The sequence below is a fragment of the Duganella sp. LjRoot269 genome (assembly GCF_964254095.1).
Taxonomy (GTDB): Bacteria; Pseudomonadota; Gammaproteobacteria; order Burkholderiales; family Burkholderiaceae_D; genus Rugamonas; species Rugamonas hordei.
Genome location: NZ_CAXUSL020000001.1, coordinates 5,925,027 through 5,948,743 on the forward strand (window position 1 = coordinate 5,925,027; position 23,717 = coordinate 5,948,743).

Annotated in this window: 20 protein-coding genes; 10 read left to right on the forward strand and 10 right to left on the reverse strand. The window is 63.6% G+C overall.

Annotated features, from left to right (window positions below; all coding sequences use genetic code 11):
* The first annotated feature begins 88 nt into the window (after positions 1-88).
* A complete protein-coding gene (gene zwf, locus ACSQ3S_RS26545; RefSeq protein WP_176654248.1) occupies positions 89-1,561 on the forward strand; it encodes a glucose-6-phosphate dehydrogenase in 1,473 nt (490 codons plus the stop codon).
* Positions 1,562-2,416 (forward strand): SIS domain-containing protein, encoded by an 855-nt coding sequence (locus ACSQ3S_RS26550; protein ID WP_176654247.1) that lies wholly within the window; start codon positions 1,562-1,564, stop codon positions 2,414-2,416. It begins immediately after the preceding gene.
* Between the two features lie 6 nt (positions 2,417-2,422).
* Here the strand turns inward: ACSQ3S_RS26550 and ACSQ3S_RS26555 are convergent, their stop codons facing one another.
* From ACSQ3S_RS26555 to ACSQ3S_RS26575, 5 genes are all read right to left on the reverse strand, one after another.
* Entirely contained in the window at positions 2,423-2,797 is a 375-nt protein-coding gene (locus tag ACSQ3S_RS26555; RefSeq protein WP_436144271.1) for a VOC family protein, read from the reverse strand.
* Between the two features lie 355 nt (positions 2,798-3,152).
* Positions 3,153-3,596 (reverse strand): DUF4437 domain-containing protein, encoded by a 444-nt coding sequence (locus ACSQ3S_RS26560; RefSeq protein ID WP_436144272.1) that lies wholly within the window; start codon positions 3,594-3,596, stop codon positions 3,153-3,155.
* Between the two features lie 40 nt (positions 3,597-3,636).
* Positions 3,637-4,155 (reverse strand): GlcG/HbpS family heme-binding protein, encoded by a 519-nt coding sequence (locus ACSQ3S_RS26565; RefSeq protein WP_436144273.1) that lies wholly within the window; start codon positions 4,153-4,155, stop codon positions 3,637-3,639.
* Between the two features lie 236 nt (positions 4,156-4,391).
* On the reverse strand, positions 4,392-5,312 hold the full coding sequence (locus tag ACSQ3S_RS26570) for a LysR family transcriptional regulator (RefSeq protein ID WP_436144274.1): 921 nt from the start codon (positions 5,310-5,312) through the stop codon (positions 4,392-4,394).
* 61 nt (positions 5,313-5,373) lie between these two features.
* Positions 5,374-6,120 (reverse strand): SDR family oxidoreductase, encoded by a 747-nt coding sequence (locus ACSQ3S_RS26575; RefSeq protein ID WP_436144275.1) that lies wholly within the window; start codon positions 6,118-6,120, stop codon positions 5,374-5,376.
* A 748-nt stretch (positions 6,121-6,868) separates the two neighbouring features.
* Here ACSQ3S_RS26575 and ACSQ3S_RS26580 point away from each other — a divergent pair.
* The 8 genes from ACSQ3S_RS26580 to ACSQ3S_RS26615 all read left to right on the forward strand — a co-directional run bounded on the left by ACSQ3S_RS26580 (position 6,869) and on the right by ACSQ3S_RS26615 (position 18,827).
* A complete protein-coding gene (locus ACSQ3S_RS26580) occupies positions 6,869-8,323 on the forward strand; it encodes an ATPase domain-containing protein (protein ID WP_176654243.1) in 1,455 nt (484 codons plus the stop codon).
* 9 nt (positions 8,324-8,332) lie between these two features.
* A complete protein-coding gene (locus ACSQ3S_RS26585; RefSeq protein ID WP_436144276.1) occupies positions 8,333-8,737 on the forward strand; it encodes a response regulator in 405 nt (134 codons plus the stop codon).
* A 141-nt stretch (positions 8,738-8,878) separates the two neighbouring features.
* The gene (tal, locus tag ACSQ3S_RS26590) at positions 8,879-9,814 is read left to right on the forward strand and encodes a transaldolase (RefSeq protein WP_436144277.1); all 936 of its coding nucleotides are present in this window, start codon (positions 8,879-8,881) and stop codon (positions 9,812-9,814) included.
* A gap of 177 nt (positions 9,815-9,991) precedes the next feature.
* A complete protein-coding gene (locus tag ACSQ3S_RS26595) occupies positions 9,992-11,185 on the forward strand; it encodes an efflux RND transporter periplasmic adaptor subunit (RefSeq protein ID WP_413449145.1) in 1,194 nt (397 codons plus the stop codon).
* Positions 11,186-11,197: 12 nt separating this feature from the next.
* On the forward strand, positions 11,198-14,350 hold the full coding sequence (locus tag ACSQ3S_RS26600) for an efflux RND transporter permease subunit (RefSeq protein WP_413449146.1): 3,153 nt from the start codon (positions 11,198-11,200) through the stop codon (positions 14,348-14,350).
* Complete coding sequence (locus tag ACSQ3S_RS26605; protein ID WP_436144278.1) at positions 14,343-15,794, forward strand: efflux transporter outer membrane subunit; 1,452 nt, start codon at positions 14,343-14,345, stop codon at positions 15,792-15,794. Before ACSQ3S_RS26600 ends, ACSQ3S_RS26605 begins: the two co-directional genes overlap by 8 nt.
* Before the next feature lie 96 nt (positions 15,795-15,890).
* A complete protein-coding gene (locus ACSQ3S_RS26610) occupies positions 15,891-16,976 on the forward strand; it encodes a patatin-like phospholipase family protein (RefSeq protein WP_436144279.1) in 1,086 nt (361 codons plus the stop codon).
* Positions 16,977-17,099: 123 nt separating this feature from the next.
* Positions 17,100-18,827 carry a methyl-accepting chemotaxis protein gene (locus ACSQ3S_RS26615; RefSeq protein WP_436144280.1) on the forward strand — a complete coding sequence of 576 codons (1,728 nt, stop codon included), beginning with the start codon at positions 17,100-17,102 and terminating at the stop codon, positions 18,825-18,827.
* Here ACSQ3S_RS26615 and ACSQ3S_RS26620 read toward each other — a convergent pair.
* The 5 genes from ACSQ3S_RS26620 to rph form a co-directional block, all read right to left on the reverse strand.
* The gene (locus tag ACSQ3S_RS26620) at positions 18,824-20,071 is read right to left on the reverse strand and encodes an anthrax toxin-like adenylyl cyclase domain-containing protein (RefSeq protein ID WP_176654235.1); all 1,248 of its coding nucleotides are present in this window, start codon (positions 20,069-20,071) and stop codon (positions 18,824-18,826) included. The genes ACSQ3S_RS26615 and ACSQ3S_RS26620 overlap by 4 nt on opposite strands.
* Positions 20,072-20,078: 7 nt before the next feature.
* Complete coding sequence (gene hemW / locus ACSQ3S_RS26625; protein WP_353403962.1) at positions 20,079-21,335, reverse strand: radical SAM family heme chaperone HemW; 1,257 nt, start codon at positions 21,333-21,335, stop codon at positions 20,079-20,081.
* Complete coding sequence (gene rdgB, locus ACSQ3S_RS26630) at positions 21,332-21,916, reverse strand: RdgB/HAM1 family non-canonical purine NTP pyrophosphatase (protein WP_176654233.1); 585 nt, start codon at positions 21,914-21,916, stop codon at positions 21,332-21,334. The genes hemW and rdgB overlap by 4 nt, the downstream gene beginning before the upstream one ends.
* Positions 21,917-21,980: 64 nt before the next feature.
* Positions 21,981-22,910 carry an ABC transporter substrate-binding protein gene (locus tag ACSQ3S_RS26635; RefSeq protein WP_436144281.1) on the reverse strand — a complete coding sequence of 310 codons (930 nt, stop codon included), beginning with the start codon at positions 22,908-22,910 and terminating at the stop codon, positions 21,981-21,983.
* A 66-nt stretch (positions 22,911-22,976) separates the two neighbouring features.
* Positions 22,977-23,711 carry a ribonuclease PH gene (rph, locus tag ACSQ3S_RS26640; protein ID WP_176654231.1) on the reverse strand — a complete coding sequence of 245 codons (735 nt, stop codon included), beginning with the start codon at positions 23,709-23,711 and terminating at the stop codon, positions 22,977-22,979.
* Positions 23,712-23,717 lie beyond the last annotated feature (6 nt).

A 23,717-nucleotide genomic window follows, 5' to 3' on the forward strand; every position in this document is an offset into this window, starting at 1 on the left:
TTTTCTTGCAAAACGTAAATTCGTGTAGTAAATTTACACTTAAGATTAGTAGTCCCCCTTTTCAGCACCCTACTTACTGCGAATAATTATGGCTCTTACCGATTTTGACCTGGTTCTGTTTGGCGGCAGCGGCGATCTGGCGATGCGCAAATTGCTGCCCGCGATGTACGCCCGCGACGTCGCCAACGACTTGCCCGCCACCGCCCGCATCATCTGCGTCGGCCGCGCGGACGCCAGCCAGCAGGACTTCCTGCACACCGTCGAGACCACGTCCAAGCCGCACATCAAGTCGCCGGCCGTGACGCCTGCCGCGTGGACCAAGTTCACCGCCCGCATCGTGTATGTGTCGCTGAACGCCACCGACGCCGCCAGCTACAAGACGCTGGTCGAGGCGCTGCGCCAGGACGAGGCCATCACCAAGGTCTACTACCTGGCGACGCCGCCGGCGATCTTCTCGCAGATCTGCGAGAACCTGAAATCGAACGGCCTGGTGACCGCCAATTCGCGCGTGGTGCTGGAAAAACCGCTGGGCCGCGACCTGGCCTCGGCCAAGCAGATCAACGCCGAAGTGGGCAAGGTCTTCGAAGAATCGCAGATCTACCGTATCGACCACTATCTCGGCAAAGAGACCGTGCAGAACCTGCTGGCCCTGCGCTTCGGTAACATCCTGTTCGAGCCGCTGTGGCGCCGCGAGTGGATCTCCGACGTGCAGATCACCATCGCCGAAAAGCTCGGCGTCGGCAACCGCATGGGCTACTACGACACCTCCGGCGCGCTGCGCGACATGCTGCAGAACCACCTGCTGCAGCTGCTGTGTATCGTCGCCATGGAGCCGCCGACCTCGATCGCTCCGGACGCCGTGCGCGACGCCAAGCTGCAGGTACTGCGCTCGCTGAAAAAATTCACGCCGACCACGCTGGCGCAGAACATCGTGCGCGGCCAGTACCGCGCCGGTCACGTCGACGGCAAGGCCGTGCCGAGCTACCGCGACGAGCCGGATGCGCCGGAACACTCGCGCACCGAGACCTTCGTCGCGATGAAGGCGGAGATCGACACCTGGCGTTGGGCCGGCGTGCCGTTCTACCTGCGTACCGGCAAGCGCATGGCCGACGGCCTGGCTGAAATCGTCGTGCGCTTCAAGCAGATCCCGCACTCGATCTTCGCCCAGCCGACCAACAGCTTCCAGCCAAATTCGCTGGTCATCCGTTTGCAGCCGGACGAAGGCCTGCGCATGAATCTGATGGCGAAGACGCCGGGCGACGGCATGCGTTTGAAACAAGCCGAGTTGGAGCTGGACTTCCGCGAATCGTTCAAATCGCCGCGCATGGACGCCTACGAGCGCCTGCTGCTCGACGTGCTGCGCGGCCAGCTGACGCTGTTCATGCGCGGCGACGAGCTGGAAGCGGCGTGGGAATGGGTCGAGCCTATCCTGAACAACTGGGAGTCCGACGACAGCTTCCCGATTCCGTACGCTTCGGGCACCTGGGGTCCTGCCGCGGCATCGGCGCTGATCGGCCGCGATGGCCTGCAGTGGCGTGAAGAAGCACTTCCTGAGGATTAAATGCTTTTAGATTCCATTCGTACCCAGCTGGACTCGCTCTCCAAATCGGAGCGCAAGGTCGCGCTGGCGGTTCTCGATCATCCGGGCCAGACGGTCAGCCAGAACATCACCGCGCTCGCCAAGAGCGCGCAGGTGTCCGAGCCGACCGTGGTGCGCTTTTGCCGCACGCTGGGCTACGACGGCTGGCATGAGTTCAAGCTCAAGCTGGCGCAGGGCCTGGCGCTGGCCCTGCCCGGCCTGAACGAGCAACCGACCCAGGACGACCTGGCCGCAGACTTGGTCAACAAGATCTGCAGCCGCTCGATCAACACGCTGCTCGACCTGCGCAACAACCTCGACCCGGAAGCGATCCAGAAGGCGCTGGACATCCTGTCCAAGGCCAACAAGATCGAGTTCTACGGCCAAGGCACGTCCGGCATCGTGGCGGCGGACGCGCAGCACAAGTTCTTCCGCTCCGGCGTGCCGACGGTGGCCTACGCCGACCCGCACATCCACAGTATCGCCGCCGCCCTGCTGCGCACCGGCGACGCGGTGGTGGCCATTTCCCAGCGCGGCAACAGCCCGTCGCTGGTGCGCTCGATCAAGCTGGCGCGCCGCGGCGGGGCCGACGTCATCGTGCTGGCGCCGTCCGGCACGCCGCTGGCGGATATGGCCACTGTGCTGATCCCGATCGACCTGATCTTCAACATCGACCCATACACGCCGATCTCGGCACGCCTGGCCTATCTGGTGGTGATCGACGTGCTGGCCGTCGGCCTGGCGTTGCAACGCGGCCCCGAGTTCCGCAAGAAGATGCAGAACGCGCAGAAGGCCTTGCAGGAGTTCGACCTGCAGTTCGATTCGTTCATCGGCTGAGGCGTCTCAGTCTTCAGGCTTCGAATAGATGTTGACCAGGTTCCCATCCGGGTCTCGAACCAGCAGCGACAGATTCCCCCACGGCATGCGCGTGGGGGGCATCACGATTTCAACATTCTCCTGAGCCAAACGGTCGCGAACAGACTCCACGTCTGCCACCTGAAACTCCAGGATAGCCGACCGGTTGGCGGCAGCAATAGCTGCCCCAGCATTAAACCGCGCCACCAATTGCTGGGCTGAGATAGCTAGCACGGCGCCCTCAAAGCGCACTTCAGCAAAGCCGTCGGCAAGCCGAACAGCTTCAATTTCGGACAGGTCTTTGTAGAAAGCGAGAAGAGCTTCAAACTGCTCGGTGACAAGACGAATCGATGCGAATTTCATGCTGAGTTCCAATGCAAAAAAGGAACTTCAGTGTATTTGTAGCCCTTGTCAGTTTCTGTCAGCAGTGCACCACAGTCCGTTTGCGGCCCCGTAGCAGTCAGTCGGCAATGCTATGTTGACGCGGGCTAGCCGCCCGACGCAGCAAAACAGCGAGACGCGCGAACGGGTGGCGGTCGAGCCGAGGAAGACTTAGTCGAGTTAGGTGATTTCCGCCGCAGACAGCATGCCTGTGGCGATTCAGTTCAATTTAACTTCGGATCCAACAGGCCTGCACAAAGGGAACCTTGTGCAGGCCTGTTGGACTAGCTGTATGTGGGTATTCCTATCAGAAACGGATCAATCAATTGTCTGAGCATCAATTTGGGGCTTGGGGCGTAATGAAATCGAATGCCTCTCGCTGAGTTACATAGAGCAGGCATGGGGTTTTGCTCAGACACGAGGTGACATGATTCACTTTACCCCGCTGAACAAAGTAGCTACCCGGCCCCAATGGAATTGCCTTTTGTCCTGCTTCGACATTGGTCACTGTACCCTCAACCACGACTGCATCGTAATCACCCGTGTGCAAGTGAGAAGGGCTAACAAAGCCTTTGGGCAAACGCAGGAACGAGCCATGCGCGCCTTTGCTGTCATCGCCCCACACAGTACCTAGCTGCGGTCCGCCGAGATCTTTAAACCGGACTTCTTTGGCAGCGACGATTTGACCTGCCTGGAATTGCGTATTTTGTGCCATTGCCACTTGTGCAGCCAAGGCGATGCCAAAACCGGAAAAAACTGTAAGATATTTAAATGCCTTCATGTGATTCTCCTAAATATTATAAAAAACGCGTAATCTCTTTTTACTTCCTCAACAACTCCGCCACTTTGGCTACACCCGCCTGGGCACAGATTTCGTCTTTATCGCCGCCTGGAGACCCGCCCACACCGAGTCCCGCAATAGTTTCATCGCCGACTTTGAATGCAACGCCGCCAGGCAGTGCCGTCACGTTGGGCGTGCTAGCCAGCGATTGCGCCACGAGTGGCGGGTACTTCGCGAGAACGCCGATGAAGCCGCTCGTGGTGTCGGTATGGAAGATTGGTCCCATAGTGACCACGGTATAGGCCTTGCGAAAACTGCTGTCCTTGGTGTGAATTACTGCGTGGTCGCCGCGCAGAACGACTTGCGGCGTTCCAGCCACATCGACGACCGTCGCTGTCACGTCATAACCATTTGCCTTGCACGTATCCACCGCCGTTTGGGCCGCTGCAATTGCGGCGCTGAGAGGAAGGGACTTACCGCTGATCGAAACCTGTGCTTGAGCCGAGGATTGAGAAACCAGGCTGACGAGCGCAAATATTACGGTATTCATGAACTTCATTTTATTTATCTCACAATGGTAAATTTGAGCGAAAAAAGAGTCGCTAATCGATACACGAATCCGCCTGATAAAAATTATGCTCTGAATAGATTTAGAACAGAATCATATAAACGTGAGAATCATCTATTCGAAAAATGGCTAAATGTAGGGCGATGCAAGGCCCCATCGCTCAGCGATAGAAAAGCCACGCCGGTGCTCTTCGCACAGCGAGGATGCTTTAACGTGGTGTTGGTGAATTATTCGGAAGGAATGCGGCCGAATTCGGCAAGCAACTGACGAAGTTGCGGCACCGCATAGTCAATAAATCGGCGCACCTTTGCCGGCATCGCTTCTCGAGAGAGATAAACCACATGAACCGGAATCGGTTCAACTTCAAATTCTTGCAGGATGTACTTTAGCTTCCCCTCCATCACTGCTTCGTGCACATCGTGCTCAAGGATGAAGGTCGCACCAATTCCATCAATTGCAGCATCAACAGCTGCATCCGGCGATGAAACCAGCAATCTCAGCACGTTCGCAATGGTGTACGTTTGTCCCGTATCCTGACTACGATATCGCCACGGCGAAAGGCTAGGACTATCGAATACCACGCAAGGCAAACTACTCAAGTCTGCCGGCGTCTTGGGCGATCCATATTTATCAAGAAGAGCCGGGCTTGCTACGGTCACTACGCGTAATGACCCAACCCGCGTAGCAACCAAGCTGCTATCACGCAGGCGCCCGACACGAATTGCGACGTCGGCGTGGACGTCGACCAAGTCGATAACGCGATCGGACTGCATGAGGCGAATGCGAATCTCGGGATAAAGCGAGAGGAACTGGTTGATGACCGGTAGCACTCGCAAATGGGCCACCTGCACCGGTGACGTGACGACCAGCTCACCCCGTGGCGTCCTGAATTCGCCGGCGGCACGCCGCTCCAATTCGTCAACGTCTTCAAGGATACGCTTGGCAACGACGACATATTCAGCGCCCGCATCGGTCAGCGCGAGCTTTCGCGTTGTCCTGGTGAGCAATCTCGTGCCCACCAGGGTTTCCAGGTCATTGACGTTCCTGGTGAGCGTGGCGACCGGGATATTCAACTTTCTGGCAGCAGCCGATAAGCTGCCTTCCTCCACCGAGGACACCAGCATCGCCATCGCTTCTAGTCGATCCAATTGACTCACCAAGAAAAAATATGAATAACGATTCTAAACCCGAGTCGCCGAGAGCACGCTATTAGAACTGCGTCAGACCACCATCAACCACCATTTCGGTGCCGGTGGTGTACGACGAATCGTCGCTTGCCAGGAACAACGCGGTCTTGGCCAACTCAACCGGCTCACCGAAACGCTTCAGTGCGACCTTGTCGGTAATGCTGGCGGCGATTTGGGACAGGACGTTGTCAGGCAGGCCGATTTTGCTGTAGAACGGCGTTGCAATAGCGCCCGGGCTGACGGCGTTGACACGGATGCCGAGCGGCGCCAATTCGGCGCCCAGCGTACGAACCAGGGAACGCGTTGCGGCCTTGGTGGCGGCCAGAATCGACAGGCCTGGATAACCGATGGTGTTCAGGAAGGAGGTCGTCACGATAACGCTACCGCCCTTTTTCATCAGCTTGGCCGTTTTTTGGATCGTGAAGAACGTGCCGGTGAAGTTCAATGCGAGGTTGTCGTTTATATACTCTTCCGTGACGGCATCGAGCGGAGCGACCTTGGTGGCGCCAGCGTTAGCAAAGACGACGTCGATGTGGCCGAACTTCGCACGGGTTTCTTCGACAGCACGTTCGATATCAGCCACTTTGCGAATGTCTGCCTGGATCAACAGAGCCTTGCCATTGAGCTCCTTGCCAGCCTCTGCCAAGCGTTCGGCGTTCGAGCCAACCAGCACGACACTGGCGCCTTCCGCTTGGAACAGCTTTGCGGTTTCCAGGCCGATACCCGATGTGCCACCGGTAATAAATGCCACTTTGTTGTTGAGTTTCATGATGCGTTCCTTATAGACGAAAAGAGAAAATAACTTGGATAGCAATGCGATAGTTGACAATTTATTCACGCGGTCACCTTGTTGTGTTAAATGCTTTGCCTGGAAGGTATATTAAGTCCCATCGCATCTGGATAGAATCCGTTAAATTTGATTAGTATTTAATCGAAAAATGACGAGATGACTAGAGTGGCTGGGCCTTGAGAGACTGGATCGCTTTGAAGAAACGATCACGATAGGCAACATCGTATTGAGATCTGCTGTCGGAACTCGCGCCGTGGAGGAAATATTGCAATTTTGGGGATGGGACGGAGAAAAGCTGAGGAAAACCCCGATTCCCCCAAACTCTTGCTGGCGAAAACAGGCATCACGCGCACATGGCGCGGCCCGTCTGAAAACAAGTTAGGAGAATTTGCAGGCCGCTCCTGACGTTTTCTTTCATTTGGATGGTCTGCTATTGGTTGCAGATGTACCTCGGCTGCTTTATTCCAAAGCGTGCAAGATTAGTATGCATCATGATCTCCAAGGTGCCCGAGCAAGTCGGATGCCTGGGAGCCGGCATAATCGGAATCGTGCTCCTGCATCCTGCCGACGACGGCCGCCATCCGTGTACTAGCGCACCGCACCGATGGCAATAGTCCTTCTATAATTGCCGCTTCTGCGCTAGAGTATGGCTAGTTTGCCGCTTCGCAATATTGCATTTTGCACAATCAGGTGTTCGCGGCCGCACTTAGCCTCCGTGAGAGTGGACATGACTACCTTTACTTCCAGTACAGCCGGCACCGTAGCGCGCATTCCGCTGCTGCGCACCGGCGTCGACGGTTTCGACCGCATCCTCGGCGGCGGCTTCCCCGCCCACAGCCTGTATCTGATCCAGGGCCTGGCCGGCAGCGGCAAAACCACGCTGGCCTGCCAGATCGGTTTCCAGCACGCGCTGCAGGGCAAGAAGGTCTTGATACTGACGCTGATCGCCGAAACCCACGGCAAGATGCTCAACCACCTGAGCAGCTTCTCCTTCTTTGACGAAAGACTGGTCGGCGACCGCATCGTCTTCCTCGGCGCCTACAGCGACCTGCTCAAGGGCGGTCTGCGCGAACTGCTCAAATCCATCGCCGGCACCTTGGCCGAGCAGCGTCCCGACATCATGATCATCGACGGCTTCCGCACCGTGCGCGACGCCAAGCCGTCCGACGTCGCGCTGTCCGAGTTCATGCTCTCGCTCAATTCGCTGGTGTCGACCATGGAATGCACCACCTTCCTGCTGTCGCCCACCGAGGGCAACGTCGCCGATTCGGAAAACACGCTGGTCGACGGCCTGATCGAACTGAGCCAGTACGAACAGGGGCTGCAGCTGATCCGCGAAATCAAGGTGTTCAAGCTGCGCGGCAGCAAGCACCTGCTGGGCCGCCACGTGTTCGAGGTGGGCGAGAATGGCATCGCCATCTACCCGCGCCTGGAAGCGGTCAGCAGCCTGTCGGCGGCCACGCCGTCGGTGTCGCACCAGCGGCTCGGCTTCGGCATCGAAGGCTGGGACCACCTGACCCACGGCGGCGTCGCCCGGGGCTCGACCACGGCGCTGCTGGGCAATCCCGGCGTCGGCAAGACGCTGATGGGCCTGCACTTCATCTACGACGGCCTGCGGCGCGGCGAGCACTGCCTGATCACCGGCTTTTACGAATCGCCACAGCGGCTGATCGAAAAGGCCGCCAACGTCGGCATCGACCTCAAGCCCTATTACGACAGCGGCGCGCTGCAGCTGATCTGGCACCCGCCGCTGGAAGTGCTGGTCGACGCGCTGGCGCACGACGTGCTGAGCAACGTCGAGCGGCGCTCGGTGTCGCGGCTGCTGGTCGACGGCCTCGACGGCCTGCGCGAAGTCGTGCTGCACGAGGGGCGCGCGCGCTCCTTCCTGGCCGCCTTCGTCAACGAACTGCGCTGCCGCAACGTGACCACCTTCTTCACGCAGGAGCTGCCGTACTTCGGCCAGGGCCAGCTGCACGGCGACATGTCGGCTTCGATGCTGTTCGAGAACATCATCCTGCTGCGCTATGTCGACGTGAAGGGTATCAACCGGCGCCAGATCGGCGTGCTCAAGCTGCGCGAAAACAGTTACGACGCCGCCAATCACATCCTGCTCATTTCCGACTCGGGCATGAGCATCGAGGGCGCGGTGTCCGGTGCCGTCGTCCCCACACTGGCACTGTAGCGCGACGATATGAGCGATGCTCCCGCAATCATGGACACCAATCCGGACGGCAAGCTGATCCTGGTGGTCGACGACGAGTTCGACGTCCTGTCGGCCTACACGATGCTGTTCGAATATCACGGCTTCCGCGTGCGCACCGCCATCAACGGCGAGCAGGCGCTGGCCGTCGCCGCCCGCGAGCGGCCGGACATCGTGGTGTCGGACTTCATGATGCCGGTGCTCGACGGCGCCGCGCTGTGCCTGGCGTGGCGCGCCGATCCGGCGCTGCGCGACATTCCCTTCATCCTGGCCAGCGCCGGCATTCCGCGCAAGGATGCCGACCTGCCCTACGACACCTTTTTCAAAAAACCGGTACGCTTCGAGGTGTTGCTGGCGGAGATCAACCATCTGATCGCCCGGCGTCAATCGCGCTGAACGGGCCCGGGATAGCAAAATCGCAACCTGAGCTTTATTTCAAGGCAATACGGCGACGAATACGCGGGCATTCTTTAACAATTGTTCACGCTTGAGTACAATAAGACAAGTCTTATTCCCTTCACCTGATTGGCAGTGCACATGAACCAGCTCGAACAGCTCAAGAAATTCACCACCGTAGTCGCCGACACCGGCGATTTCCAGTCCATCCAGGCCTACACCCCACGCGACGCCACCACCAACCCGTCGCTGATCCTGAAGGCCGTGCAGAAGGACGAATACAAGCCGCTGCTGGAAAAGGCCGTGCGCGACAACCTCGACAACTCGATCGCCGACACCATCGACCACCTGCTGATCGCCTTCGGCAAGCAGATCCTGCGCATCATCCCGGGCCGCGTGTCGACCGAGATCGATGCCCGCCTGTCGTTCGACGTCGAGGGTTCGGTGGCCAAGGGCCGCGAACTGATCACGCTGTACGAAAAAGCCGGCATCGAGCGCGAGCGCGTGCTGATCAAGATGGCCGCCACCTGGGAAGGCATCCGCGCCGCCGAGATCCTGGAAAAGGAAGGCATCCGCTGCAACATGACCTTGCTGTTCTCGCTGGGCCAGGCGATCGCCTGCGCCGAAGCGGGCGCCCAGCTGATCTCGCCGTTCGTCGGCCGCATCTACGACTGGTACAAGAAATCGACCGGCATCGACTACGTCGGCGCCGAAGACCCGGGCGTGCAGTCGGTCAAGCGCATCTACAACTACTACCGCAAGTTCGGCTATAAAACCGAGGTGATGGGCGCCAGCTTCCGCAACACCGGCCAGATCCTGGAACTGGCCGGCTGCGACCTGCTGACCATCAGCCCGGACCTGCTGCAAAAGCTGGCCGACACCGACGGCCCCGTCGAACGCAAGCTCAGCGCCGACGCGCCGCCGGCGGCCGGCATCATCAAGCTGACCCAGGACGAGAAAACCTTCCGCTTCCAGCTCAACGAAGACCAGATGGCCTCGGAAAAGTTGGCCGAAGGCATCCGCGCCTTCTGCGCCGACTCGGGCAAGCTGAAACAAATCATCTCCGGCATGCGCTAAGGCGGCCGCGGGCCATCGGGGCGGGATTTCGGCGGCGGCCGGGATCCCGCCTTTTGTTTTTGCAGCGCACAAAACGTTACATTCCTGCATGCATTACAATGTTGCGACCTCGTTCGGCATATAACCAGACCCGAGCGGCGCACGTTCAACACAACAAACCTTTTACGAGATCCATCCATGAGATCAGTCCCTCGTTACACTGCCGTCGCAGCTGCCGCCTTAACCTTGCTGAGCGCCTGCGGCGACAAGGCCGCCGCGCCATCCGCCCCGCCCCCGGCCGCCGTATCCGTCGTCACCGTCGCCCCCGCCGCCGTCACCCTCACCAGCGAACTGCCGGGCCGTACCGAAGCCTCGCGCGTGGCCCAGGTGCGCGCGCGTACCGCCGGCATCGTGCTGCAGCGCGTGTTCAAGGAAGGCGGCGACGTCAAGGCCGGCGAAGTGCTGTTCCGCATCGATCCGGCCCAGTTCCAGGCATCCTACGACAGCAGCCAGGCCGCCGTCGCCAAGGCCGAGGCCAACCTGGCGCAGGCCGAGCTGAAGGTCAAGCGCTACAAGCCGCTGCTGGCCGCGCAAGCCGTCAGCCAGCAGGAATACGACGACGCCGTCACCGCGCAGAAGCAGGCTGCGGCCGACCTGGCCACCTCGAAAGCCGCGCGCACCAACGCCGGCCTGACCCTGGGCTATGCCACCGTGACCTCGCCGATCTCCGGCCGCATCAGCCGCGCGCTGGTGACCGAGGGCGCGCTGGTCGGCCAGGGCGAAGCGACGCCGATGGCCACCGTGCAGACGCTCGATCCGATCTACGTCACGATCACGCAATCGTCGACCGAGCTGCTGAAACTGCAAAAGGCCATGGCCGGCGGCAAGCTGCAACGCGCTGGTAAAGACCAGGCCAAGGTCACGCTGGTGACCGAGGACGGCCAGGTTTATCCGCAATCGGGCAAGCTGCTGTTCTCCGACGTGTCGGTGGACGAAAGCTCGGGCGCGGTGTCCATGCGCGCCGAATTCCCCAATCCTAACCGCACCCTGCTGCCGGGCATGTACGTGCGCGCGCGGCTGGAACAGGGCGTGGACAGCGCCGCCATCACCGTGCCGCAGCAGGCCGTGGTGCGCAGCCCGGAAGGCTCGTCGGTGTGGATCGTCGGCGCCGACAACAAGGTGCTCGCGCAGCCGGTGGTCGCCACCGCCAACGAAGGCCAGAACTGGATCGTCAGCTCCGGCCTCAAGGGCGGCGAACGCATCATCGTCGAAGGCTTCCAGAAGGCCAAGCCGGGTGCGACGGTCAATCCGCAGCCATGGAAAGCGCCGTCGGCCACCGCCGCCGCTGCAACTGCCGCACCCGCTGCCGCCGCTCCGGCCGCAGCCAAATAACCGGGAGCCCAGATGGCAAAGTTCTTCATCGATCGCCCTGTGTTTGCGTGGGTGATCGCGCTATTCATCCTGCTGGGTGGAGCGCTGGCGATCACCATCCTGCCGGTGGCCCAGTATCCGACCATCGCCCCGCCGTCGATCGTCATCACCGCCAACTACCCGGGCTCCACCGCCCAGGTGCTGGACGACGCCGTCACCAGCGTCATCGAGCAGGAAATGAACGGCGCCGACGGCCTGCAGTACGTGGAGTCGCAAAGCGAAGCCACCGGCGCCGTCACCATTACCGTGACCTTCGTGCCGGGCACCAATCCGGACTTGGCCGCGGTGGACGTGCAGAACCGCATCAAGCGGGTCGAATCGCGCCTGCCCGCCGCCGTTACGCAGCAGGGCGTGCAGGTCAACAAGGCGCGCTCGAACATCCTGATGTTCGTCGGCCTGACCTCGACCGACGGCCGCCTCGATCCCTACGGCCTGGGCGACTACATGGCGCGCAACGTGGTCAACGAGATCAAGCGCATCCCCGGCGTCGGCCAGGCGCAGTTGTTCGGCACCGAGCGCGCGATGCGCATCTGGGTCGATCCGGCCAAGCTGGTTGGCTTGAAGATGACCATGGCCGACGTCACCGCCGCCATCAAGGCGCAGAACGCGCAGGTCACTTCCGGCACGCTGGGCGACTTGCCCAGCCCCGCGCAGCAGACCTTCTCCGCGCCTATCGTGGTGACCGGCCAGCTGTCGTCGACCACCGAGTTCGGCCAGGTCGTGCTGCGCTCCAATCCCAACGGCTCGCTGGTGCGCCTGAGCGACGTGGCGCGCATTGAAATGGGCGGCGCCAACCTGAACATCAACGCGCGCCTGAACGGCGCGCCGTTCGCGGCCATCGCCGTGCAGCTGTCGCTGACCGGTAACGCGCTGCAGACCGCCACCGCCGTGCGCGAGCGCATGGACCAGCTGGCCAAGTACTTCCCGCCCGGCGTGAAGTACACCATCCCTTACGACACCTCGCTGTTCGTCAAGATCTCGATCGAGGAAGTGGTCAAGACGCTGCTGGAAGCGGTGGTGCTGGTGTTTCTGGTGATGTACCTGTTCCTGCAAAACTTCCGCTACACGCTGATCCCGACCATCGTGGTGCCGGTGGCACTGATGGGTACCTTCGCCGCGATGCAGATCTTCGGCTTCTCGATCAACGTGCTGACCATGTTCGGCATGGTGCTGGCGATCGGCATCCTGGTCGATGACGCCATCGTCGTGGTGGAAAACGTCGAGCGCATCATGAGCGAAGAAGGCCTGTCGCCGCGCGACGCGACCCGCAAGGCGATGTCGCAGATCACCGGCGCCATCATCGGCATCACGCTGGTGCTGATCGCCGTATTCATTCCGATGGCCTTCTTCGGCGGCGCCGTCGGCGCGATCTACCGCCAGTTCTCGCTGGCGATGGTGTCGGCGATGCTGTTCTCGGCCCTGATGGCGCTGACCCTGACGCCGGCGCTGTGCGCCACCATCTTGAAACCGGTGGAAGCGGGCCATCACCACGAGAAGAAAGGCTTCTTCGGCTGGTTCAACCGCGGCTTCGCCGTCACCGCCACAGGCTACCAGGGCGTGATCGCCAAGATGCTCAAGCGCACCGGCCGCTACCTGGTGATCTTCGCCGTGCTGTGCGGCGTGGTGGGCTGGCTGTACGCGCGCCTGCCATCGTCGTTCCTGCCAAACGAAGACCAGGGCTATCTGATCTCCAACATTCAGCTGCCGGCAGGCGCCTCGACCAGCCGCACGCAGGCCGTGCTGACCGAGGTTGATGCCTACTTCCGCAAACAGCCTGCGGTGGCGCGCACCATCGCCGTGGCGGGCTTCTCGTTCTCGGGCAACGGCCAGAACGCCGGCCTGGTGTTCGTGCCGCTGAAGGATTGGAAGGAACGCGGTCCGGAGGACTCCGCGCAGGCCATCGCGCAGCGCGCCTTTAAGGACCTGTCGGTCATTCGCGACGCGGTGGTGTTCCCGCTCAGCCCTCCGCCCATCCGCGAACTGGGTAACGCCACCGGCATCACGGCGCGTCTGCAGGACCGCAGCGCGCTGGGCCATGACGCGCTGATCGCCGCCCGCAACCAGTTGCTCGGCCTGGCCGCCAAGAGCGCCATCCTGAAGGGCGTGCGTCCCGAAGGGCTGGAAGACTCGCCGCAGCTGCAGGTCGACATCGACCGCGAAAAAGCCAACGCGCTGGGCGTGACCTTTGCCGACGTCAACAGCATGCTGTCGATCGCGCTCGGTTCCTCGTATGTCAACGACTTCGCCAGCAGCGGGCGCCAGCAGCGCGTCATCGTGCAGGCCGACGCGCCGCGCCGCCTGCAGCCGGAAGACATCATGAAGCTCAACGCGCGCAGCAGCAACGGCACCATGGTGCCGTTCTCCTCGTTCGCGACCTCGCACTGGATCCAGGGTCCGGTGCAGCTGGTGCGCTACAACGGCTATCCGGCCATCCGCATCACCGGCGACGCCGCCCCTGGCCGCTCGACCGGCGAAGCGATGGACGAACTGGAACACCTGGCGCAGCAGCTGCCGCCAGGCTTCGGCATCGAATGGACCGGCCAGTCGCTGGAAGAGAAGACTTCCGGCTCGCAGGCGCCGATGCTGTTCGCGCTGTCGCTGCTGGCCGCCTTCCTGGTGCTGGCCGCGCTGTACGAGAGCGAATCGATCCCGGTGGCCGTGCTGCTGGTGGTGCCGCTGGGCGTGCTCGGCGCGCTGCTGGGCGCCACCATGCGCGGCCTGCCGAACGACGTCTACTTCAAGGTCGGCCTGATCGCCATCATCGGCCTGTCGGCCAAGAACGCGATCCTGATCATCGAGTTCGCCAAGGACCTGCAGGCGCAGGGCAAGGGCCTGATCGAATCGACCTTGGAAGCGGTGCACCTGCGCTTCCGTCCGATCATCATGACCTCGCTGGCCTTCATCCTCGGCGTGCTGCCGCTGGTGGTCGCCACCGGCGCCGGTTCGGCCAGCCAGCGCGCCATCGGCACCGGCGTGATGGGCGGCATGATCACCGCCACCGTGCTGGCGGTGTTCCTGGTGCCGGTCTTCTTCGTCGTGGTCCGCAAGATATTCAAGGGCAGCGAACGCCAGCGCAAACTGGCCGCACATGAAATGAACGATAAGAACCATGAAACCTATGACTAAGTTTGCCCTGCCCCTGACCGTGCTGGCGGCGGCACTGCTGTCGGCCTGCTCGATGGCGCCGACCTACCAGCGCCCGGCGGCGCCGGTGGCCGCCGCTTTCCCGGCCGATACCGCCGGTGCGGGCGCCAAGACCGGCTTCGCCAGCGTGCAGGCCGGCCCCGGCCAGAAGGACGCCGTCGATACCGGCTGGCGCGAATACTTCAGCGATCCGCGCCTGCAGCAGCTGATCGCCGCCGCGCTGGACAACAACCGCGACCTGCGCACGGCCGCCCTGCGCATCGAGGAAGCGCGCGCGCAGTACGACATCCAGTCGGCTGACCGCCTGCCCAACCTGAACGCCAACGCCGCCGTGACCAAGGCCAAGACACCGGCCTTCCTGTCGCCGACGGGCCAGACCACGATCGGCAAGCGCTACGACGCAGGCCTCGCGATATCCGCCTTCGAGCTGGATTTCTTCGGCCGCGTGAAAAGCCTGAACGACGCCGCGCTGGCGGCCTACCTGGCCACCGACGAAGCGCGCCAGGCTGCGCAGATCGCCCTGGTGGCGCAGGTGGCGCAGGCTTACTACACCGAGCGCGCCTACGCCGAGCAGTACGCACTGGCGCAGCAGACCTATGAAGCGCGCGCCCGCACCTACAAGCTGACGCAGCAGCGCGCCGAAGTGGGCGCCTCGTCGCGGCTGGACCTGCGCTCCAACGAAACGCTGATGGAAACCGCGCGCGCCGCCGCGCTGACGCTGGCGCGCCAGCGCGCGCAGGCGGACAACGCGCTGACCTTGCTGGTCGGCCAGCCATCGTCGCAGGCGGTCGCCGGTGCCGCGGCCGGCGCCATGCCGAGCGACCAGCAGATCGACCTGCTGAGCGCCGTGCCGACCGGGCTGCCGTCGGATCTGCTGACGCGCCGTCCCGACATCCGCGCCGCCGAGCAGCGGCTGAAATCGGCCAACGCCAACATCGGCGCCGCGCGCGCAGCCTTTTTCCCGCGCATCAGCCTGACGGCCGCGCTGGGCAGCAGCAGCCCGTCGCTGGGCGGGCTGTTTGACGGCGGCTCGGGCAGCTGGTCGTTCGCGCCGCAGCTGACGTTGCCGATCTTCGACGCCGGCCGCAACCGCGCCAACCTGACGCTGAGCGAAGTGCGCAAGAACCTGGCCGTGACCGACTACGAGAAGACCATCCAGACCGCGTTCCGCGAAGTGGCCGACGCGCTGGCCGCGCGCGACTACCTGGGCGAACAGGTGGCCGCGCAGCGCGCCGTGCAGGACGCCCAGGCCGACCGCCTGAAGCTGCTGCAACTGCGCTTCGACAACGGCGTGGCCAGCTCGCTCGACGTGCTGGATGCACAGCGCGAACTGTTCAGCGCCCAGCAGTCGCTGGTGCAGGCGCGCCTGCTGCGCACCACCAGCGCGATCGACCTCTACCGCGCCCTCGGCGGCGGCCTGAAATAACGGGGGTCAGATCCCACATTTGGACACGAGCCCTGCCGTAGCGGTCGCTACGGCAGGGCTCGTGTCCAAATGTCGGATCTGACCCCGGATTTGACTATGACTAATCCGATCACCATTCGTCTGGGTGCCCGCGCCCGCCAGCGTATCGCCGCCGAGGGTGTGCGGGCGTCCGATATCGCCATCGTGCCGGCCGCCGCCGGCGGTCCCAAGGGCCTGATCCTGCATGGCCTCGATTGCTGGATGTTCGGCCACTGGCTCAAGGCCGCGCCGCGCCCCCGCAAGCTGGTCGGCGCGTCGATCGGCGCCTGGCGCATGGCCGCCTCGGCGTTCGACGATCCGGTCGCCGCCCACCAGCGGCTGGCGCGCCTGTACGCTGGCCAGCGCTATCCGGCCAAGGTCACGCCGGCCTACGTCAGCCAGACCTGCCGCGCGCTGCTCGACGAACTGCTCGACGGCCGCGCCGCCGAACCGCTCAATCATCCGCACCACCACGTCTCGGTGCTGACCATGCGCGGCATCGGCCCGCTGGGCAGCACCAACGGCGCGCGCTGGCGCGAGATGGCCGGCTTCCTGCGCGCTGCCGCCGGCAACGCCGTGTCGCGCCGGCGCCTCGCCACGTCCATGCAGCGCGTGATCTTCCACCACGCTGGCGACGACGCAAACTGGCTGCGCAACGAATTCGACGCCTTCACCGCCCACTTCGTCGGCCTGTCCGAGGCCAACCTGCGCGACGCGCTGCTGGCCTCGGGCTCGATCCCGCTGGTGCTGGAGGCGGTGTCGGGCATAGCAGGTGCACCGGACGGCGCCTACTGGGACGGCGGCCTGATCGACTACCACCTGCACCTGCCCTACCAGCGCGATCCCGGCCTGGTGCTGTACCCGCACTTCAACGACTACATCGTGCCCGGCTGGCTGGACAAGTCCATGCCATGGCGCCGCGCCAGGGCCGGCGCCGGCAATCCCGCGCTCGACAACATGATCCTGGTGTCGCCGTCGCCCGACTTCGTCGCCCGCCTGGCCAACGGCAAACTGCCCGACCGCAGGGACTTCAAGGCCTACGGCCAGGACCACGCCGGCCGCAACCGCGACTGGACCCGCGCCATCGCCGAAAGCGAACGCCTGGCCGAAGCCTTCGCCCGCTGGTGCGAGCGGCCCGACCTGGCGCAAACGCGCAGTTTTTGACTGTTTCGAAAAAGCAACGAACATGCGCTAACATAAGCTAGTGCATAAACACTCCGGCCGGATGGGCGCATACTAAAGCCCAGCCAGCGGCGCCGCCCGGTGCCCGTTCCCGGAGTAAACATCATGAACTTTCTGTCGCATATGCGCATCGGCACCCGCCTCGCCGTGGGTTTCGCCATCGTCCTGCTGCTCGCCGTCTTCGCCACCTCGGTGGCGCTGGTCAACGCCCGCGCCAACGCCGCCGCCACCCGGCACATGATGGAAAAACCGCTGGCCAAGGAGCGCCTGGTGTCGGACTGGTATGTGCTGATCTATTCGGCCGTCGCCCGCACCGCGCTGATCGCCCGCAGCACCGACGACACGCTGTCGACCACCTTTGCCGACGTCATCGCCGCCAGCAGCAAGCGCGGCGGCGAGGTGCTGGGCCAGATCAAGGAACTGCTGAGCACCGACGAGGAGAAGGCCGTCTTCGAGGCCTCGGTCGCCTTCCGCAACACTTACCAGAAAGCCAAGACCGACATCATGAACGCCAAGAAGGCGGGCAACGCGGCCGAGGCGGAAAAACTGTTCAAAGAAGCTTTCACGCCGGCCGCCGACGCCTACCAGAACAAGGTCAAGGAACTGCTGACCTACCAGCGCAAGGCCATCGACGACACCGCTCACGCGATCGACGCCGCCAATGACCGCAGCAACATGCTGCAGCTGGTGCTGACGGTGCTGATGCTGGCCTTCGGTACGCTGGCCGCGTGGATCATCTCGCGCTCGATCACCGTGCCGCTGCATTCGGCCATCGACATCGCCTCGACCGTGGCCGCCGGCGACCTGACCACCCATTTCAGCGACGAGAAAAGCCACTGCGAGATCGGCGACCTGATGACCGCGCTCAAGGGCATGAACGATTCGCTGCACCATGTGGTCAGCCAGGTGCAGGTCGGCACCAACACCATCGCCACCGCCTCCAACGAAATCGCCGCCGGCAATATGGACCTGTCGCAACGCACCGAGGAGCAGGCCAGCTCGCTGGAGGAAACCGCCTCGTCGATGGAGCAGCTGACCTCGACCGTGCGCCAGAACGCGGAAAACGCCAGACAGGCCAACCAGCTGGCGCAGGCGGCGTCCGACGTGGCGGAAAAAGGCGGTGCCATCGTCGGCCAGGTGGTCGAGACCATGGGCTCGATCAACGATTCGTCGCGCAAGATCGTCGACATCATCGGCGTCATCGACGGCATCGCGTTCCAGACCAACATCCTCGCGCTCAACGCCGCCGTTGAAGCGGCACGGGCCGGCGAACAGGGACGCGGCTTCGCCGTGGTGGCCTCCGAGGTGCGCAACCTGGCGCAGCGCTCGGCCGGCGCGGCCAAGGAAATCAAGGAATTGATCGGCAACTCGGTCGGCCAGATCGACGTCGGCGCCAAGCTGGTGCAGCAGGCCGGCGCCACCATGGACGACGTGGTGGCCAGCGTGCGCCGCGTCACCGACATCATGGGCGAGATCACCTCGGCCAGCAGCGAACAAAGCATCGGCATCGACCAGGTCAACACCGCCATCACGCAGATGGACCAGGTGACGCAGCAGAACGCGGCGCTGGTCGAGGAAGCGGCGGCGGCGGCCGCCAGCATGCAGGACCAGGCGGCGCGGCTGGCCGAAGTGGCGTCGTCGTTCAAGCTGGGCAACGAGGGCCGCCAGCCGACGCTGGCCGCGCCGGCCGCGCGCGCCAAGGCTGCGCTGGCGCCGCCACGCCCGGCGGCTGCGGTGCGGCCCGCCGTGGCCGCGCGCGCGCCCGCTCCGCAGCGGCTGGCCGCCAGCAAGCCCGCCACCGTTGGCGGCGACAAGGACTGGGAAGAATTCTAAACCGGCCGCATCGCGTCGCGAATCGACATGCCCCAGGCCGCGTTGCGGGGCAGGAAGTAGCCGGCGTCCTGCAGCAGGCCCGCGTAAACCCGGAACTCGCGCATGTCGAGCAAGGTCGAGATCGGCCCGTAGCGGGCGATCGCCGGATGGCGCGCGCCGGCGGCGTCGGGCTGGAATACCGTCAAGGGAAAACCGTCGCTGCCGTTTTCCATGTCCGCCATGGTCAGCGCGCCGAAGGCCACATGGCGGTGCGATTCGGCGTTGTGGTGCACCCGGCGGAAGGCGCCGTTCCCGTTCAGCATGCGCGAGTTCAGCAGGTTGATGCAGCGCGTGATGCGGGGCGTGACGTTGCCCATGTCCGAATGCTCGCCCTGGCCGAAGCGCGGCGGCGGCTGCCATCCGGTGGGACGGACGCGGCCGGTGTTGCTCTCCATGTCCCGCACCTGGTCCAGGTTGACGCCGGCGCGGAAGATCTGGCCGGCGCGCGGCTGCGCCATGCCGTTCATGACCAGGCCCGGTTTTTCAATCTGCGCCGTGCTGCGGCCGCCGTAGTCGCTCCAGCGCGGGCACACCGCCATCAGGTCGTAGTCGCCGGTCATCGGCATGTTGTTGGCGCCCGCCTCGGACGAACACATCACCTCCAGCGGCAGCAGCAGGCGCGACGCCATGCCGCGCGGGCTGAAGTCGGTGGCGATGGTGTACACATGGATCGCATAAACGGCCATGCCAGCGGTCGGGCCGGCGCGGCGCCAGCAGGCGCGGAACTCGAACAGGTGGCCGTCGCCCGGACGCGTCGCCAGCAGGGAATAGTCCCTGGTGCCGGGAATGGCTTCCATGAACTGCAAAGCCGTGCGCGGCGGCATTTCCTCGGGGCTCAGCAGCTGCCGGGTCAGTTGATCGAAGGTCAGCTCCAGCACCCTGGCCGTGGTGAAGCCGTCGTTGATGCCCTTCTGGTTGGCGCGCGTGCCCTTCTGCGCCTTGGCCTGGTCGTGGCCGACCTTGCTGTAGGTGCCGTCGTACGGCACGAAGCCGGCCTGCGGCCCCCAGTCCGAACTCTTGCCCTTGACGTGGAAATTCTTGCTGGGATATCCCTGCTCCAGCCAGCGCCGCGACCACGGTCCCGTCGAGCGGAAGATGATCACCTCGTCCAGCTCGTTGGCCACCTGCTGGCTGGCGACCATGTCGGCCGAGGTCATGCCGTTTTGCGGCTCGAAACAGGACGAAATCAAACCGAATAAGGGCATAGTGGCCTCAGCCTAGGAACATCTGCTGCAAATCGTTGAGGAAGCGCTGACCCAGCACCGTCGGCTTGATCAGCTTGTAGTCGCGGTAGAGCAGGCCCTTGGCCTCGGCCTCGTTGAGGGTTTTCTCGATCGCGTTCAGGCTCATGCCGGTGCGCTCGCTGAACAGGTTGGGATCGAAGCCGCCGTGCAGGCGCAGCGTGTTGAGCATGAACTCGAAGCCCATGTCCTCGCGCTTGATCTCGTATTCCTCCTGCACCGGCGCGCCCAGCCGCACCTGCTCCATATAGGCCTTGGGCTGCTTGTAGCGCGCCTGGCGCAGGATGCGGTGCGGGAACGACAGCTTGGAATGGGCGCCGGCGCCGATGCCGAGATAGTCGCCGAATTCCCAGTAGTTCAGGTTGTGGCGCGCGCGGTGGCCTTCCTTGGCATAGGCCGACACTTCGTACTGCTGGTAGCCGTGGGCGGCGGTCAGCTCGGCGATCAGGTCCTGCATGTCGGCGCTGGCGTCGTCGTCCGGCAGCGCCGGCGGGTACTTGGCGAACAGCGTGTTCGGCTCCATCGTCAGATGGTACAGCGACAGGTGCGGCGGATTGAACGCCATCGCCGTCTCGACGTCGTGGCGCGCCTCGTCCAGCGTTTGCGACGGCAGCGCGTACATCAGGTCGAGGTTGAAGTTGTCGAAGTTGGCCAGCGCGATGTCCACCGCGCGTTTGGCTTCGTTGTCGTCGTGGATGCGGCCCAGCGCCTTCAGGTGGCGCCCGTTGAAGCTCTGGATGCCGATCGACAGGCGGTTGATGCCGCTGGCGCGGTAGGACTTGAACTTCTCCGCCTCGAAGGTGCCGGGATTGGCCTCCATCGTGATCTCGCAGTCGCTGTCGAGCGGCAGCAGGGTGCGCACGTCGGACAGCAAACGGTCCAGCCCCGCCGCCGACATCAGGCTGGGCGTGCCGCCGCCGATGAAGATGGTGTAGATCTTGCGGCCCCAGATCAGCGGCAGCGCCATCTCCAGGTCGGTGCGCAGCGCGTCCAGGTATTCCTGTTCGGGGAAGGCCCCGCCTTCCTTCGCCTCGTGCGAATTGAAGTCGCAGTAGGGGCACTTCTTCACGCACCACGGGAAGTGGATGTACAGCGACAGCGGCGGCAGCGCCTGCAGGTTCAGCGCGCCGGCCTGCAGGTACTTGGCGGCCACGCCGGCCGCCTCGCTGATGTCCCTGGCGGGAGCGGCGGCCTTGCTGGCGGCGCCGGCAATTTTGATCGGTATCATTTCAGCTTCTCTACCAGTGCGCGCAGGGCCTGGCCGCGATGCGACAGCGCGTTCTTTTCATCGGCCGTCAGCTCGGCGGCGCATTTGCCCAGCGCCGGGATGTAGAAGTGCGGATCGTAGCCGAAACCGCCGTTGCCACGCGGGGTGGCGACCATTTCGCCGTTCCAGCGGCCGTCGGCGATCACCGGCTGCGGGTCGTCGGCGTGGCGCACGAACACCAGCACGCAGTAGTAGTACGCCGATTTGTCGGCGTGGGCGGCCAGGTCGGCGATCATCTTCTCGTTGTTGCGGGCATCCGATTTCGGTTCGCCGGCAAAGCGCGCCGAATACACGCCGGGGGCGCCGCCCAGGGCGTTGACGCACACGCCGGAATCGTCCGCCAGCGCCGGCAGCCCGGTCAGGCGCGAGGCGTGACGGGCTTTTTGCAGTGCATTTTCGACAAAAGTATGGAACGGCTCGTCCGCTTCCGGCACGTCGTACTCGCCCTGCGCGTGGACGGAAAAGCCCACGGTGGACAGCAGTTCGTTGAACTCTTTGAGTTTGCCGGCGTTGTTCGAGGCGAGGATCAGGCGTTGGGTCATGGTGTCGGCTGGAGAGGGCAAGTAAGGCAATGAAGCCGACATTGTAAACCCTTTGGCGCGCCCCCTACGGAGTCAGCAGCGATCGGATCTCGGGTTTCTGGTAGTTCTCCTGTGTGACCATGACCGCGTCCGTCAGGATCAGCGCTGGCTTGATGGCCGCGCCCTTCGCGGCGGCCACCGCGGCCCTCATCGCCTGATAGCCCATCTGGCGCGGATCCTGCACCACCAGGCCGTGGATTTCCTGCCGCTTCAAGCCGTCCAGCAGGAACTCGGTGGTGTCGAAACCGATAAATTTCTTTTTACCGGCGAGGCCGGCTTGCCGCAGCGCGCGCAGCATGCCGTCGCTGGCGGATTCGTTGACGGCGAAGATGCCGTCGACCTCGGGATACATCTCCAGCAGCGTGGCCGCGCTGCGGGCGGCCTTGCCGCGCGTGCCACCGCCATACACGTCGGCGACGACGGCCAGGTGCGGCGCGTTCTTTTTCAGATAGTCGATGAAGCCATTGGCGCGGTCGTCGGTCGAGCCGCTGCCGGCGATGGTGCGCAAGAGCGCCACCGTGCCCTGCCGGCCCAACAAGTTGGATATGCGTTCCGCCGCCAGCGCGCCGGCTGCGTAATTGTCGGTGGTGACGAAGTTGACGTGGGCGTTGCCATCCAGCGCGGAGTCCACCACCACGATCTTGATCCCCTGGGCCGCCGCCTGTTTGACCGGTTCGACCAGGCGCGCGCGGTCGGTCGAGGCGATGATGATGGCGTCAACCTCCGGCTTGGAATAGATGCGCAGGATCTGGATCTGCGAATCGATGTCGTCGTTGTGGGCCGGGCCGCGCCAGGTCAGGTTGACGTGCCCGTCTTCCTGCACCGCCCGGTCCACGCCCTGCCGCATGAAGGTCCAGAAGTCCTGGTCGCGCGCCTTCGGAATGAAGACGACGTTCAGGTCTTTGGCGTATGCCGGCCACATCGAAAACGCGATGAGCACCAGCAGGAGCGACATCCATTTTTTCATCCGGCCATTGTACAACCGTGACGGTATCGGATGGAATTTCTGCGGTCTGCCCGCTCAGGCGGCCAGGCCCAGCGCCTGCTTCTGCAGCTTGATCAGGTCGGCGATGCCGCCCTGCGCCAGGTCGAGCAGGCGGTTCATGCCGGCGCGGTCGAAGGCGGCGCCTTCTGCCGTGCCCTGCACTTCGATGAAGTGGCCGGCGTCGTTCATCACCACGTTCATGTCGGTGTCGCAGCCGGAATCCTCGACATAGTCCAGGTCCAGCACCGGCATGCCCTGGTACACGCCGACCGAAATCGCCGCGACGAAATGCTTGAGCGGAATCGCCGGCACCGCGCCACGCGCCACCAGCTTGGAGAACGCGTCGTAGGCCGCCACCATGGCGCCGGTGATCGACGCGGTGCGGGTGCCGCCATCGGCCTGGATCACGTCGCAGTCGAGGTGCAGGGTGCGCTCGCCGAACGCCTCCAGGTCGAACGCCGCGCGCAGCGAGCGGCCGATCAGGCGCTGGATCTCCTGGGTGCGGCCGGACTGCTTGCCACGCGCCGCCTCGCGGTCCATGCGGGTGTGGGTCGAGCGCGGCAGCATGCCGTATTCGGCCGTCATCCAGCCCTGGCCTTTGCCCTTCAGGAAGCCGGGCACTTTTTCTTCGATGCTGGCGGTGCAGATCACCTTGGTGTCGCCGCACTCGATCAGCACCGAGCCTTCGGCGTGCTTGGTGTAGTCGCGGGTCAGACGCAGGGTGCGCAGCGCATCGACGGCGCGGCCGCTGGGACGTGATTCAAAACTCATGCTGTA

What these genes read in the sequence shown, in the direction of transcription:
- zwf (WP_176654248.1), top strand. Translation starts at nt 89, where the DNA reads ATGGCTCTTACCGATTTTGACCTGGTTCTGTTTGGCGGCAGCGGCGAT.
- ACSQ3S_RS26550 (WP_176654247.1), top strand. Translation starts at nt 1,562, where the DNA reads ATGCTTTTAGATTCCATTCGTACCCAGCTGGACTCGCTCTCCAAATCG.
- ACSQ3S_RS26555 (WP_436144271.1), bottom strand. Translation starts at nt 2,797, where the DNA reads ATGAAATTCGCATCGATTCGTCTTGTCACCGAGCAGTTTGAAGCTCTT.
- ACSQ3S_RS26560 (WP_436144272.1), bottom strand. Translation starts at nt 3,596, where the DNA reads ATGAAGGCATTTAAATATCTTACAGTTTTTTCCGGTTTTGGCATCGCC.
- ACSQ3S_RS26565 (WP_436144273.1), bottom strand. Translation starts at nt 4,155, where the DNA reads ATGAAGTTCATGAATACCGTAATATTTGCGCTCGTCAGCCTGGTTTCT.
- ACSQ3S_RS26575 (WP_436144275.1), bottom strand. Translation starts at nt 6,120, where the DNA reads ATGAAACTCAACAACAAAGTGGCATTTATTACCGGTGGCACATCGGGT.
- ACSQ3S_RS26580 (WP_176654243.1), top strand. Translation starts at nt 6,869, where the DNA reads ATGACTACCTTTACTTCCAGTACAGCCGGCACCGTAGCGCGCATTCCG.
- ACSQ3S_RS26585 (WP_436144276.1), top strand. Translation starts at nt 8,333, where the DNA reads ATGAGCGATGCTCCCGCAATCATGGACACCAATCCGGACGGCAAGCTG.
- tal (WP_436144277.1), top strand. Translation starts at nt 8,879, where the DNA reads ATGAACCAGCTCGAACAGCTCAAGAAATTCACCACCGTAGTCGCCGAC.
- ACSQ3S_RS26595 (WP_413449145.1), top strand. Translation starts at nt 9,992, where the DNA reads ATGAGATCAGTCCCTCGTTACACTGCCGTCGCAGCTGCCGCCTTAACC.
- ACSQ3S_RS26600 (WP_413449146.1), top strand. Translation starts at nt 11,198, where the DNA reads ATGGCAAAGTTCTTCATCGATCGCCCTGTGTTTGCGTGGGTGATCGCG.
- ACSQ3S_RS26605 (WP_436144278.1), top strand. Translation starts at nt 14,343, where the DNA reads ATGACTAAGTTTGCCCTGCCCCTGACCGTGCTGGCGGCGGCACTGCTG.
- ACSQ3S_RS26610 (WP_436144279.1), top strand. Translation starts at nt 15,891, where the DNA reads ATGACTAATCCGATCACCATTCGTCTGGGTGCCCGCGCCCGCCAGCGT.
- ACSQ3S_RS26615 (WP_436144280.1), top strand. Translation starts at nt 17,100, where the DNA reads ATGAACTTTCTGTCGCATATGCGCATCGGCACCCGCCTCGCCGTGGGT.
- ACSQ3S_RS26620 (WP_176654235.1), bottom strand. Translation starts at nt 20,071, where the DNA reads ATGCCCTTATTCGGTTTGATTTCGTCCTGTTTCGAGCCGCAAAACGGC.
- hemW (WP_353403962.1), bottom strand. Translation starts at nt 21,335, where the DNA reads ATGATACCGATCAAAATTGCCGGCGCCGCCAGCAAGGCCGCCGCTCCC.
- rdgB (WP_176654233.1), bottom strand. Translation starts at nt 21,916, where the DNA reads ATGACCCAACGCCTGATCCTCGCCTCGAACAACGCCGGCAAACTCAAA.
- ACSQ3S_RS26635 (WP_436144281.1), bottom strand. Translation starts at nt 22,910, where the DNA reads ATGTCGCTCCTGCTGGTGCTCATCGCGTTTTCGATGTGGCCGGCATAC.
- rph (WP_176654231.1), bottom strand. Translation starts at nt 23,711, where the DNA reads ATGAGTTTTGAATCACGTCCCAGCGGCCGCGCCGTCGATGCGCTGCGC.